The sequence below is a fragment of the Acinetobacter sp. UC24323 genome, assembly GCF_024151445.1.
GTDB classification, from domain to species: domain Bacteria; phylum Pseudomonadota; class Gammaproteobacteria; order Pseudomonadales; family Moraxellaceae; genus Acinetobacter; species Acinetobacter baumannii.
In genome coordinates this window covers 1-13,007 of sequence record NZ_JAHIBY010000018.1, presented here as the reverse complement: position 1 = coordinate 13,007, position 13,007 = coordinate 1, and the positions used below count along the sequence as shown (strand labels likewise).

Genomic DNA, 13,007 nt, shown 5'->3' with positions numbered 1-13,007 from the left:
ATTAAACGTTTTATGGGCAATCTAATTGGTGTAGAGCTGCCACACGTTGTTCAATTGTAGGGTGAGTTTGGAACAATGCAGCTAAACTAAAGCCTTGTTCTTTACCTTCCGCAATTGCGAACGCTTTCATTTCTTTTGGCATTTGGTCAGGTAACTCTGTTTCAGCTTGCAAACGTAATAAAGCAGAAATCATCGCTTGTTTACCAGCTAAACGCGCACCGGCTTCATCTGCACGGTATTCACGGTAACGAGAGAACCACATCACAATGGCAGAGGCAAGAATACCGAACACGATATCTAGAACCATTGTAATGATGAAATAACCCATACCTGGGGCTTCATTGTCTTGACGACCAAAGACATTACGGTCAATAAAGTCACCTACTACACGAGCAAAGAACATAACGAAGGCGTTTACAACACCTTGGATGAGCGCCAATGTGACCATGTCACCATTTGCAACGTGGCCGATCTCGTGCGCGAGCACAGCACGTAGCTCATCTTTGTTCATACGCTCAAGTAGACCGCTTGAAACGGCAACTAAGGCATCATTTTTATTCCAGCCTGTTGCAAAGGCATTAGACTGATATGAAGGGAAGATACCAACTTCTGGCATATTAATACCAGCACGTTGAGAAAGTTCAGCGACTGTTTGCAATAACCAGCTTTCAGCTTGGTTACGAGGAGCATTTGGGTCAATCAGTTCTGTACCAGTAGTTTTCTTAGCCATCCATTTGGACATGAATAGAGAGACTAAAGAGCCCACCATACCGAACACAAAACAGATGACTAAAAGGTTGCCTAGATTTAAGCCACCCGCGCCATGGTAACTACCGACACCGAAGAGTGACAAAATAATGCCAGCTACAACCAGTACCGCGAGGTTGGTAAGCAAAAACAAACCAATCCGCATCATTGAGAAAATCCTCTTATAAATAAAATATTATCTGATTTATAAATTATAAATCACTCAGCTAATATGCGGCGCTTAGGGGAAAAATTCAAGAAAAAAATAAGGAATCAATACATTCTTTGCGATCTAAGAATGTATTTAAATTAAACAAGTTATTAGAAAGCCCCTCTGAACACGACAGTGGGGGTAATAGATCATTACAATTTTTTGACAATAGGGCTCGCTAAATAAATAACCGTAAGGTATGAGGCTTTTAAAGCTTACTCAATCCGGATATGTGCAATAGCAGTTGCATTATTGGTGACATAAGTTCCTGTAGGTGCATCTGTATATGTACCATCTGGCAATGTCACGATTTGGCGCGAAGAAGAATACTTAATAGGCTGAGCAGAGACTTGCGTCGAAGTACTGTTCGGTATGGCTGGCTGGTTTATCGCTTGGGCAGAAATACTCGAATTGCTAAAAGAAGAAAGGCCTACACCAGAAGAATATAAGTTTTGGTAGCGGCTAGTGACTCGGCGAACATAATCTTGGGTTTCACGGAATGGCGGAATACCGCCATATTTATCGACGTTTCCTTCTCCTGCATTATAAGCGGCAAGCGCCATTTGCGTATTGCCGTTAAAACGTTTGAGCAACCAACTTAAATATTTAGCACCAGCGAAGATGTTTTGTTGAGGATCATAAGCGTTAGATACGTTAAAGCGACGAGCAGTAGCCGGCATAAGCTGCATTAAACCTTGGGCGCCAACTGGAGAGCGGGCATTTACGTTAAAGCCAGACTCGGTATGCATGACGGCTTTGATTAATCCTTCCGAAACGCCGTGCTGTTGTGCTGCCTGCTTAATAATATGGTCAAAAGCATTTTTGTTTTTGCTATAGCTTGGTAGAACCGAAGCCTCTGAAGTCCCCCAGTTGCTATAACTATGAATATTACTATCCGGGTAGTAGGTGACTTTTACTTTTTTGAGTGAATGGTCATAACTTTTACGGTTAGTCAGTAAAGTACTGCCGTTTTTGTCTTGGTAAATGTACATCTGACCTGCTGAAGTCGGCGTTATACCTACCGAAAAAGTGGTCATCCCCAGTAAACAAGAAAAAAGATATTGAACCGAATTTTTCATTTTATGTTATTCACAATTTTAGGGTCTCAAAACTTGTCAAAGAGTTTATCAAAAAATATTACTTAAAGAAGTTTTGTGTAATTTTTTTTATTTTGACTCTTTGAAAAAATCAAGCAGTTTTGCTCGAATGATCATCAAAAAAAATTAAAAAAAATTTTTAAAATGATTCTATTGACTTGAATAACTATTTGAAAAATAAGGGTAAAAATCATTGGTTAAAAAATGATCAATTTAAATAAAACCCTTAACAGAAGGTCAAAACAGTTTGTCAAGTATTAAGAAATCCACAATTTTATCCACAGGTTTTGTGGAAAACTGTGGAAAAGTCCAAAAAGTAAGCATTTTGCGCAAAAAATGAACTCATCGGTCAAAATAGCGCACTGCTTTTGCATCATGCCTGAGCATTATGACGACTTCAAGAATTGAAACTATTCTTTTGATGCGATTCTCATCCGAATCATATAAAATTGCGCGGTATTTTTATTTATGGGTATATCTCGTCTATGTACGCGCCAGTTGAGTCCAACGAAGGATTTAATTTTAAGCCTGAACTTCCAACAAGCTCGGCCTATTATCGTTTGCTTAAGAAGCTTCGCCGTCAAGTTGGACATGCCATCCGTGACTTCAATATGATTGAAGATGGTGACAAGGTCATGGTGTGTGTGTCTGGTGGTAAAGACAGTTATACCTTGCTCGACATTTTGTTGCAGTTCAAACGTATTGCACCAATCAATTTTGATATTGTTGCGGTTAACCTTGACCAAAAGCAGCCGGGTTTCCCTGAAGATGTCTTACCACGTTATATGGAAGAAAATAACATTCCGTATTACATTTTGGAAAAAGACACTTACAGCATTACCAAACGTTTAACTCCTGAAGGTAAAACGTACTGTGCTGTGTGCTCACGTTTACGCCGTGGTTCGCTTTATGGCTTTGCTCAAGAAATTGGTGCAACCAAAGTTGCGCTAGGGCATCACCGTGATGACATTATTGCTACTTTCTTCTTGAACTTATTCCATGGCGGTAGCTTAAAGGCAATGCCACCTAAGCTTTTATCATCGGATAAGAAAAATATTTTGATTCGTCCTTTGGCTTATGTTGAAGAAAAGGACATTATCAAATATGCAGAGTTACGTAAGTTCCCGATTATTCCGTGTAACCTTTGTGGTTCACAAGAGAACTTACAACGTGCCATGATCAATGAAATGCTTCGTGAATGGGACAAACAGTATCCAAAACGTTTACACAGCATTTTTGGTGCGTTACAGAACGTTTCACCTTCACAACTTGCTGACCGTGATTTGTTCGATTTCGAAGTTCTTGACTCGCAGCGCGAATTAGACTTTAAAGATCCGGAAGAACTGAAAAAACGTTTAGATGTAGTGAACTTAAGCTTTGCTGCTGAATAAAACGAATTAATAAGTCAATTGAAGGCACTTTATAAACAAGTGCCTTTAATGTATCAAAATACTAAAAAATGAATGTTCCGTACAAAAAGTCATAGCTCAATCTTAAAATTACATGCTATAACAACGCTCAAGCAGAAGTGCTTCACACGATGTTGTCTGGATAGGCAACACTAGAGAAATTGAACAAATAAATTTGAGGAAGAATCATGCCTGCATTTTTAACTGATGATTGGTTTGCGACTGTCGAAAAATTAACTGCTGAAGCAGGTGATCTTAATTTGCCACCAGCTCTTGCGAATTTGGCAATTAATTTAGTAGTTACAGATGCTTCTGGAAATACCGAATTAGCGTTAGATGGGGGTAAAATCCAAAAAGGTTTGTCTTCAAATGCCAAAACTACATTAAACATGGATGCTGAAACTTTACGTAAAGTATTCCTTGAGTTTGATATGGCAGCTGCTATGCAGGCATTCATGACTGGTAAAATAAAAGTTCAAGGCGATATGTCTCAGTTAATGGCTTTACAAACAGCTAAACCAAGCCAAGAACAAAAAGATTTGTTCAAAAAAGTATTAGAGCAAACCGCTTAAACTAAAAAAGAATTCATATAAAAAGCTTACCCGAGAGGTAAGCTTTTTATTTATACAAACAATGAATTTATCAACTTTTAGATGATAAAAACTAGATATTAATTCGCGTTTGTGCCGTTTTAATGTGCTCAAGATAAGCACGTATACGAGTCACATACTGAACTGCTTGTTTGTATCGACCATTGCGAGTTTTGTTACTCTGCAAATAATTATAGAGATTAACCCATTGGTTCGGGTCTTTCCCTTGGGCTTGCAAGCGCTTTTGAATCTGGTTCACCGCACCCGGTCCCATATTGTAAGCCACAAGTGCATACCAGTTGCGATCTGGGAAAGGAATATCATCATACTCACTTAACATGAGATCATAATATTTCGCACCGCCCTGAATACTCTGTGCTGGATCGTTACGGTTACTTACACCCATTGCCCGAGCTGTACTATTGGTTAACATCATTAACCCACGTACACCTGTTGGTGAAACAGACTCTGGCTTTAGGTACGATTCTTGATAACCAATCGCTGCAAGCAAATGCCAGTCTAAATCGTACTGAGCAGCACTTTGTTTAAAGCTTGCTTTGTAAATCGGTATACGTGCACTTAAGTCACGTTGAATCGTAGACCAAGCTTCTGGTTTTACAACATTACGGTTATAAAAAGAAGCAAGTTGCTGAGTTAGGCCATTTTGTTTGCTTTGACAAACAAAACCGCTTGCTGTTTGTGTAAGCGGGTCATCTGCTTGTTTAAACACCCAGCTTAAATTCGGATTTAATCCATTTTTTTGCAAATTTACGATATCACCACAACTTGCAGAAAAAGACATTAAACCTTTGTTCTCGATTGAACTTAAGCTTGCGGTTGTCATGGCAAGATTTGCTTTACCTTGCTGAACCCACTTAAGCGCCGTGGCATTATCTGTCACGATTTTGAAGTCCAACTTTACATTTAAGCTTTGTGCATAGTTACGCGCTAAGTCATAACCAAAGCCGTGTAAAAACTGATCTTCTTTAAAAACAGTCGTTGGGCTTTCTACAGCAACCACTGTTAATGTGTTTGTGTTAACTACAGTATTGTACTGTAGGGTTTTTCCTGCATTGATACTATGAAAGGGAAAAAACATAGTGCTGAGCGCAAGAACTTTCAATGGGAGAGAAGAAAATAAAGAGCTAAGGCCAAGCCTCGACCCAGAACTTGAATTACTGTGCATGTTGTCTCCGCTACAGGTAATTTATGCCCTAAAAGTCAGACAAAAAGCTGCCATAACTTCTAAAAGTTGATAAATTCAATAAGGGGTGGGCAGTCATGACGTCATTCAAAATGACATGAAATGAAAAAAGCAAACTGTGTAGAAAATCTACATAATTTTTGAGTGGGTTAAAAAATACTCAACATTTAAGATGCGCGCATCATAATATTGAAAAAAAGTATTGTCAAATTTTGTACAATTAAATATCCGATATATCATCATAACAACATGAATTTATTAAGGAAGAAAATTTATACACTTCTGATGTGAGAAAATAGGGTATAAAATGCTACATCTTGTAACCCTTATGTTGTTAATCAGTGGTTTTTAATCATGAAATCTAACTTAATCACTCGGTCAGGCCATGACAAATTAGTTGCTGAATTAAAACAACTTTGGCATGAAGAAAGACCAGAAATTACGAAAAAAGTAAATTGGGCTGCAAGCCTCGGTGACCGTAGTGAGAATGCAGATTATCAATATAACAAGCAGCTCCTTAGAAAAATTGATCGACGAGTACGCTACTTAGGAAAGCGTTTAGAAGAGTTAAAAATTGTTGATTACTCACCTGAGCAAGAAGGCAAAGTTTACTTTGGTGCTTGGGTGGACATTGAAAATGAAGAAGGGGAGCAAAAAACTTTACGAATTGTCGGGGTAGATGAAATTTATGATCACCATCCTCAGCATATTTCAATTGAGTCACCTATGGCACGTGCACTCTTGAGTAAAGAAGTCGATGATGAAGTAGAAGTACACACGCCTTTGGGCAAAAAGCTGTGGTATATCAATGCAATTCGCTATGAAAAACCTAAAAATAATGAAATTTAGATAGATTTGTTTTTATTTTGAGCGTTTGAATTAAAAATTAAATAAAAGATTTGCCAACTTGCATTTTTGTTTATATTATAGCGCTCGTTGGAAGCGTGGCAGAGCGGTTTAATGCACCGGTCTTGAAAACCGACGAGGGTGTGAGTCCTCCGTGAGTTCGAATCTCACCGCTTCCGCCAAAATTCTTAAAAAGCCCTTGTTAATGACAAGGGCTTTTTTTTATGCATATAAATTACTAAAAAATGATCGTGTTCCCTTCTACATATTTCTAAGTATAGTCTCTCCCGTTCGAGGGTTCGTTAAAGTGACATTTTCCAGCGCCTGAATGTACCAAGAATGATTCTTCTGGGTAAGCACAGTAAGAATGAGAGTATCAATCTGATGAGGCCCTTGAGGATGAGCTACGCCTGCAGTGAGGCGGCTCCAAAAATGTGAAATACATATATCCTCACTCATAGGTATGAGGTCTATCAGCTCATTCTCTAGTGTTGAATCACGATAAATGGTTTCATGAATAGGTTGATGCATTGCAATAATTTCATCAACTCCTTTAACGTAGTGACCGAAACGGTTAACGAAAGTCGCATCTTTATCAAAAAGAGCAGCAAAGGCCTGCATATCATGCTTATTCCAAGCGGTTTGAAATGCTAAAGGTATTTCTTTCGGGTTTATTATGTGTTGACTCATACCAGCACCACTGTTTAATTCTTTAAGTCCATTTTCAAATATTATAAATAAAGATACTTCGTCACGCTTAAATGAAACAGGTGATCTTAGCTCGCCTTCCAAGAGTATCTTCGTTTTAACCCACACAACTCACCACACCAAATAGGGTCGGTTGAGTTATGAGGAAAGTAGATAAACAACTGCTCACTCAATCCGCTTAATGGAGTTAACTTTTTATAAAATCCAGATAAAGATATAAGTTAAAAAGAATTGATGCATATAAATTTAATATAATGTTAATAATCAAACATCATGCATAAATTTAAATAAACTCTTTTATTTTTTAAGAACTCTTTTAATAATTCAGAACTAAACAATTAAGTTTAAAATATGGAGAATTTGTATACAGGATGGCTTTTATTAGTTTAATTAAAACAAGAACTATATAAATCTTGTGAATTCTAGCTTTTTACTTCATTAGTTTTGTACGTTTTTATCTTAAAGATAATCGTAAAATTAGAATAATAATATTAACTATTTGATTTTATTTATAAATTAAAATTAACAGCTAAGGTTCTTACTGTGTTGAATAAACATCAAAACTAAAAAATTTAATCTTGCTTTAAGTTCTCTTAATTAATTTATGGCCTATCTAGATTTCGTTAATGGGTCAGAAAAATAAATTATGACTTCATTTAAGCCAAATCAGAAAATTAAGAGAGTATAAAAATGAACCAGTTTGTAACGAACACGAAAAATGTAATTCGTGGAAAGTATCATCCGGAATTTTTGCAGAATGAAGTCTTAGCCGATATTTTTGCTCATACTGCACAAACTCTTCCTGATAAAACGGCTTTAATTGAAGCAGATAAAACGCTGAGTTATGGTGAGCTGTATCAGCAAGCCTTAATTATGGCTCAACATCTGGTTTTAAAAGGGGTAAAGCCAGGTCATATTGTAGGGCTATGGTTGCCGCGTGGTATTGAGCTTTTAAAAGCTCAACTGGCCATTTGTTTAAGCGGTGCAGCTTGGCTTCCTTTTGATATGGATACGCCCGCAGACCGTATTGCGGTATGTCTTGAAGATGCCGAAGCGGTGGGAATGATTACTACAGATGAATGGTATGAACATTTAGCTGAAGTGCCACAAACAAAATGGACCAACACCGAGCTGCAAAAACCACTAAGCGAAAGTGTAAGTTTAGCGAAAACCACTCCAGATCAACCTGCCTATATTATTTATACCTCGGGTTCGACAGGTAAACCCAAAGGAATTGTGATTACTCAAAAAAATATTTGTCACTTTTTACGTAGTGAAAATAGTATTTTGGGTATTCAAGAGCAAGACAAGGTCTATCAAGGCTTTTCAGTCGCTTTTGATATGTCGTTTGAAGAGATTTGGCTTTCTTATTTGGTAGGTGCAACGTTGTGGATTGCACCGAAGTCACTTGTCAGTGATCCTGAGCGGTTATGCCAAACCTTAAAGCAGGAACAAATTACAGTACTGCACGCTGTTCCAACGTTACTTGCCTTATTTCCTGAAGACGTACCTAATTTAAGAATTATTAATTTAGGTGGGGAAATGTGTCCGGACTCACTGGTTGACCGCTGGGCATTACCTCATCATCAAATGTTTAACACCTATGGACCAACCGAAACCACGGTTTCTGCAAGTCTTGAGTTATTAGAACGCGGCAAACCTGTCACCATTGGCAAGCCCTTACCAAACTACGGTATGTTGGTTATTAACTCTGAAAGAGAGTTGCTCGAGCAAGGTGAAACAGGGGAGTTATGTATTTTTGGTCCAAGTGTGGCACAAGGCTATTTAGGACGTCCTGATTTAACCGCAGATAAGTTTATTGAGAACCCTTGGGCAATGAGTGTAGAGGAAGAATTACTCTACCGTACTGGGGATTTGGCTAAAATTGATGAGTTTGGTCAAGTACACTGTTTAGGTCGTGCCGATGACCAAGTTAAAATCCGTGGTTTCCGTGTAGAGCTTGGCGAGATCGAAGCTGCGCTTTGCGATATTGACGGAATTGGTACGGCAGCCGTTATTCTTCGTCCTGAAGACGGCATTGATCAACTTATTGCGTTTATTGCACCAGAAATTGATGCAAAGCAAGCTATAGAAATTAAAGAACTACGGCATAACTTGAGTCAGCGATTACCACCTTATATGTTGCCAAATCGTTTTGAGATTATTGAAGAAGTTCCACGTCTATTATCTGGGAAAATTGACCGTAAAGCTTTAAAAGCAAGACCGCTCACGAGTGTGGTAGATCGCAGTGAATCTGACCAGCCACAGAACCCAGCCGAAGAAATCTTGTTTGAAATTTTGAATCGCTTGTTCCCGAACATGCCGATTAAACTCGATTCCGATTTCTTTGATGATTTAGGCGGGCATTCACTACTCGCCGCTGTTTTAATTTCAAATCTGCGTGAGCATGCGGAATATAGCCATCTGACCATTCAAAACTTATATCAAGCGAGAAGAGTAGGCGCGATTGCTGCACTCATGTTAGAGCAGCCTGAACCTACTTTATTTGATAGCCAAATTGGACAAGATAACCCTCGTAATCAGACCTATAAATGGTTATGTGGTATTGCACAGCTCGTAACTATTCCGGTTTTAATCTCGATTAATATTTTGCAGTGGTTAGCGCCATTCTTTACCTATCACTACTTTACCGGTGGAACTCGCGACAGTATCCCGTATGCGATTGCGTTGTCTTTATTGGTGTATGTCAGTGTCATTATGAGCAGTTTTGTACTGTCGATTACGGTAAAACGACTATTAATGTTAGGAATTGGCGCAGGGCGTTATCCATTATGGGGATTAACCTATTTCCGTTGGTGGCTAGCAGACCGTATTAGTAATATTTCACCTGTCTATCTCTTGTCGGGTTCGACTTTACTTAACTTATATTTGAAAGCACTTGGCGCAAAAATCGGCCACGATGTTACCATTAGTTCTGTACATATTCGTATGCCATCTTTACTGACTATTGAAGATGGCGTGAGTATCGGTTCTCAGGTGAATTTAGAAAATGCCAAAGTTGAACATGGCCACTTGGTATTAGGTTCAATTCACCTTAAACAAGACAGTTATGTAGGTTCGTATGCTGTATTAGAAGAAAATACAGTGTTAGAAAAACAGGCCCATGTAAATGCCTTAACTTCAATTGAATATGACACGGTTGTACCTGAGGGCGAAATTTGGGATGGAACACCTGCTCAGAAAATAGGGCATATAGATGAGCAAGCTAAATTGCCAGAGCGTCCTAAACTATCGTTTATACGTAAAATTGCTGAATATGGATACTATGGCGTTAGCGCATTAATTATTGCCTGTCTTTTCTTTATTCCAATTTTTCCAAGCTTCCTTTTGGTCGACTGGTTAGATGTAAATGTATTTAATATTAACCCGAACAACCATTTGCAAATCGCGCTTTACTATTTCATTTTAGCGATTCCGGCTAGTGCAATGATGATGATGATTACTGCGGTGATTTCTTCAGGTTTACGTAAAATTGCATTGCCGCGTCTTGAAACCGGAACCTATGCGGTTCATGGCAGCACGTATTATCGTAAATGGTTTGCGGCCCAAATTTTAGAAACGAGCTTACAAACCTTACATGGCTTGTTTGCCACCATTTATGCGCCTACATGGTTCCGTATGCTGGGAGCAAAAGTGGGTAAAAATACCGAAATTTCTACCGCAACCGGCGTCATTCCAGAAATGCTGACTTTGGGTGAAGAGAGCTTTATTGCCGATGCTGTAATGCTGGGTGATGAAGAGATTAAAGGCGGTTGGATGTCTTTAAAAGCAACCAAAATCGGTAACCGTAGTTTTGTGGGAAATAGTGCTTATATTGCTGATGGGACAGTGTTACCAGACAATGTTTTAATTGGCGTGCAATCAAAAACACCAGATAACCGTGAAATGTATGATGGACAAACTTGGTTTGGTTCTCCGGCGTTGCTGTTACCTGCACGTGAAGCTGCTGAAAAATATCCTGACCATTTAACCTTTAAACCAAGTATTAAGCGCCGTTTAATGCGCGGGTTTATTGAAGGGCTTCGTATTGTATTGCCGGCCGCACTTGCGATTGGGGTGGGTTATATGATCGTGCTAGACGTTATTGATGTGATTAATAACTACAATATTGAGACGGGTCTGGTTGCATTAACGCTCGCAGGACTGCTTTATGGTGTTGGCTGTTTCCTTATTGTTGCGCTATTAAAGTGGATTTTGATTGGTCGCTATCAACCGCGTTCGGCACCTATGTGGACCATGTTTGTATGGTTAAGTGAAGGGATTACCAGCCTATATGAATCAGTTGCGATTCCTAACTTCTTAAACTACTTAAGAGGAACGCCAATGTTGCCATTCTTCTTGCGTATTTTAGGGGTTCATATTGGTAAAGACGTTTATATGGATACGGCTGATATTACCGAGTTTGACTGTGTCAGTATTGGTGACCGTACCGAGTTTAATAGCTTTTCAGGCCCGCAAACTCACTTGTTTGAAGACCGTATTATGAAAATTGGGCAAGTGAACGTGGGGCATGATGTAGTGGTCAATGCGCGCAGTATTATTTTGTATAACGCCAATGTCAGTAACCATGCTGTGTTAGGTCCATTAACACTGGTCATGAAAGGTGAAAATATTCCGGCTAAATCTGCGTGGATTGGTTCACCAGCCGTGCCTTGGGTTCATAAATAATAAGTTGTTGAATTGAAAAAGCCTCTATAAATAGAGGCTTTTTACTATGTGGGGTAAGCGAACTTATTTATTCAGTTGCCGTAAAAGCATCATGGTAAGTAACTTCTCCTGAGGGAATATGGTTAATGAAGCTTAGAGCTTGAAAGTATTCATTAGGTACATCAGGTAAATTAAAATCAGGGTAAGATTTAAAACCAAATCGACTGTAATAATTTGGATCACCTAATAGAACGCAACCTTTTCCGCCTAATTCTTTTAACTTTTGAAGAGCTGCATTCATTAAAAGAGAACCAATGCCAATTCCTTGTTTCTTTGGACATACAGAAATAGGGCCTAGGCCATACCAACCAGTGTCACCTGACGTAATTGTAACTGGTGAAATAGCCACATGACCTACAATTAAGTCATCTTCTATAGCAACCAAAGAAATCGTAAGTTGCTTATGTTTACGAAGGCTATTTACAATAAATTGTTCAGTGTGGCTAGAATGCTCTTCATTTAAGAACGCGGCTTTCGTCAACGCTTCGATATTTTTAATATCTTCGGGTTGTTCATCTCGAATTGTAATATTCATATTTTTCTTTCTCTTAATAAATAGCAACTTATATCAACGATTGTCTAGTTGAGGGCGGACCGTCTGGAGTCCTAACAATGTAATTTGATAAGGTTGGCTATTTTTAGACTTGATTAAACGTTTTGCTTTTAGCTTTTTAAATACATCTAAAGAACAATCAGATAGCACGAAACCTTCTCGTGTGTAGCATTCAACGAAATAGACTGTGCCTGATGCGTCACGTTGGTATTTAATATGTCCGCCTTTAGCAAGGACATGGAGAGTTCGTTGTTCGAACTTTGAAAGATTCATGTTGGAGCCTTGATAATAATCAAACGTGCAAATAGAGGTGATCAGAAATATGACCACAGAAAAATTGCGACATTGATAATCAACTCAATAATAGAAATTGAGAGTGATTATCAGATGATTACTATCTCCAACATATGAACCTCTTTGAGAAGGGGGATACATTTATGTAAGGTATATATTAATTGTATATATCATTTAATAGCAAATGTTTTTAATTTGAGTATTTTGATTTAATTAAAATTTACCAAGTTTATGATATGCCTTAGACGAAATGATTGTCTTTTCAAAATCAGAGTAACTTATTATCAGCACCCTGTTTTTTACCACTTTATAAACCCCTATTTAACAATAATTCACCCATTATTTATCCTTACTTTTTAATGATCTAAATTAAAGCAAATGTCATTTTGTGTGCTTGACTGCAAAAGGGTTGAGCACTATTCTTTGCCTGCTGGCCACATTGCCAGCCGGCTTTGACAGGCTGATTCAAACGAGCATTAAAGGTTTTATACTTTTAGTGTGTACACCCTCGTGCCCCCTCTGCGGCGGAATGATCTGCCCCCATAAAGTTGGACAGTTAGTTAAGCAGTTTTTATAAACTGGTTTCTATATTGTACAGGGGATAAACCTTGTAGCTTCAC

Annotated in this window: 10 protein-coding genes and 1 tRNA gene; 5 read left to right on the top strand and 6 right to left on the bottom strand. The window is 38.4% G+C overall.

Annotated features, from left to right (window positions below; all coding sequences use genetic code 11):
• Window positions 1-10 precede the first annotated feature (10 nt).
• Together htpX and KNQ97_RS17975 are read right to left on the bottom strand one after the other, a co-directional pair.
• Window positions 11-916, bottom strand: coding sequence for a protease HtpX (htpX, locus tag KNQ97_RS17980; RefSeq protein ID WP_000984535.1), 906 nt, complete (start codon window positions 914-916; stop codon window positions 11-13).
• A 257-nt stretch (window positions 917-1,173) separates the two neighbouring features.
• The gene (locus KNQ97_RS17975) at window positions 1,174-2,037 is read right to left on the bottom strand and encodes a lytic transglycosylase domain-containing protein (RefSeq protein WP_253612560.1); all 864 of its coding nucleotides are present in this window, start codon (window positions 2,035-2,037) and stop codon (window positions 1,174-1,176) included.
• Window positions 2,038-2,540: 503 nt separating this feature from the next.
• On the opposite strand from KNQ97_RS17975, the gene ttcA reads away from it, so the two are divergent.
• Together ttcA and KNQ97_RS17965 are read left to right on the top strand one after the other, a co-directional pair.
• A complete protein-coding gene (ttcA, locus tag KNQ97_RS17970) occupies window positions 2,541-3,446 on the top strand; it encodes a tRNA 2-thiocytidine(32) synthetase TtcA (protein ID WP_000271249.1) in 906 nt (301 codons plus the stop codon).
• Window positions 3,447-3,652: 206 nt separating this feature from the next.
• Entirely contained in the window at window positions 3,653-4,036 is a 384-nt protein-coding gene (locus KNQ97_RS17965; protein ID WP_001110719.1) for an SCP2 sterol-binding domain-containing protein, read from the top strand.
• Window positions 4,037-4,127: 91 nt separating this feature from the next.
• On the opposite strand, the gene KNQ97_RS17960 is transcribed toward KNQ97_RS17965, so the two are convergent.
• Window positions 4,128-5,240 carry a transglycosylase SLT domain-containing protein gene (locus KNQ97_RS17960; RefSeq protein ID WP_001984613.1) on the bottom strand — a complete coding sequence of 371 codons (1,113 nt, stop codon included), beginning with the start codon at window positions 5,238-5,240 and terminating at the stop codon, window positions 4,128-4,130.
• Between the two features lie 372 nt (window positions 5,241-5,612).
• On the opposite strand from KNQ97_RS17960, the gene greB reads away from it, so the two are divergent.
• The gene (greB, locus tag KNQ97_RS17955; RefSeq protein ID WP_253612559.1) at window positions 5,613-6,107 is read left to right on the top strand and encodes a transcription elongation factor GreB; all 495 of its coding nucleotides are present in this window, start codon (window positions 5,613-5,615) and stop codon (window positions 6,105-6,107) included.
• An 89-nt stretch (window positions 6,108-6,196) separates the two neighbouring features.
• Window positions 6,197-6,286, top strand: a tRNA-Ser gene (locus KNQ97_RS17950).
• A 79-nt stretch (window positions 6,287-6,365) separates the two neighbouring features.
• On the opposite strand, the gene KNQ97_RS17945 is transcribed toward KNQ97_RS17950, so the two are convergent.
• Window positions 6,366-6,920, bottom strand: coding sequence for an SgcJ/EcaC family oxidoreductase (locus KNQ97_RS17945; protein WP_253612558.1), 555 nt, complete (start codon window positions 6,918-6,920; stop codon window positions 6,366-6,368).
• Window positions 6,921-7,502: 582 nt separating this feature from the next.
• On the opposite strand from KNQ97_RS17945, the gene posA reads away from it, so the two are divergent.
• Window positions 7,503-11,501 carry a delta-poly-L-ornithine synthetase PosA gene (posA, locus tag KNQ97_RS17940; RefSeq protein WP_253612557.1) on the top strand — a complete coding sequence of 1,333 codons (3,999 nt, stop codon included), beginning with the start codon at window positions 7,503-7,505 and terminating at the stop codon, window positions 11,499-11,501.
• Window positions 11,502-11,568: 67 nt separating this feature from the next.
• Here posA and KNQ97_RS17935 read toward each other — a convergent pair whose 3' ends face one another.
• Both KNQ97_RS17935 and KNQ97_RS17930 read right to left on the bottom strand, forming a co-directional pair.
• Window positions 11,569-12,075, bottom strand: a complete 507-nt coding sequence (locus KNQ97_RS17935) for a GNAT family N-acetyltransferase (RefSeq protein WP_032045860.1) — start codon at window positions 12,073-12,075, stop codon at window positions 11,569-11,571.
• A 33-nt stretch (window positions 12,076-12,108) separates the two neighbouring features.
• On the bottom strand, window positions 12,109-12,366 hold the full coding sequence (locus tag KNQ97_RS17930) for a YjhX family toxin (RefSeq protein WP_001054060.1): 258 nt from the start codon (window positions 12,364-12,366) through the stop codon (window positions 12,109-12,111).
• Between the last annotated feature and the right edge of the window lie 641 nt (window positions 12,367-13,007).

Bases quoted from the DNA above. Each gene is read 5' to 3' on its own strand.
- posA (WP_253612557.1), top strand. From the start codon at position 7,503: ATGAACCAGTTTGTAACGAACACGAAAAATGTAATTCGTGGAAAGTAT.
- greB (WP_253612559.1), top strand. From the start codon at position 5,613: ATGAAATCTAACTTAATCACTCGGTCAGGCCATGACAAATTAGTTGCT.
- KNQ97_RS17965 (WP_001110719.1), top strand. From the start codon at position 3,653: ATGCCTGCATTTTTAACTGATGATTGGTTTGCGACTGTCGAAAAATTA.
- KNQ97_RS17935 (WP_032045860.1), bottom strand. From the start codon at position 12,075: ATGAATATTACAATTCGAGATGAACAACCCGAAGATATTAAAAATATC.
- ttcA (WP_000271249.1), top strand. From the start codon at position 2,541: ATGTACGCGCCAGTTGAGTCCAACGAAGGATTTAATTTTAAGCCTGAA.
- KNQ97_RS17960 (WP_001984613.1), bottom strand. From the start codon at position 5,240: ATGCACAGTAATTCAAGTTCTGGGTCGAGGCTTGGCCTTAGCTCTTTA.
- KNQ97_RS17975 (WP_253612560.1), bottom strand. From the start codon at position 2,037: ATGAAAAATTCGGTTCAATATCTTTTTTCTTGTTTACTGGGGATGACC.
- htpX (WP_000984535.1), bottom strand. From the start codon at position 916: ATGATGCGGATTGGTTTGTTTTTGCTTACCAACCTCGCGGTACTGGTT.
- KNQ97_RS17930 (WP_001054060.1), bottom strand. From the start codon at position 12,366: ATGAATCTTTCAAAGTTCGAACAACGAACTCTCCATGTCCTTGCTAAA.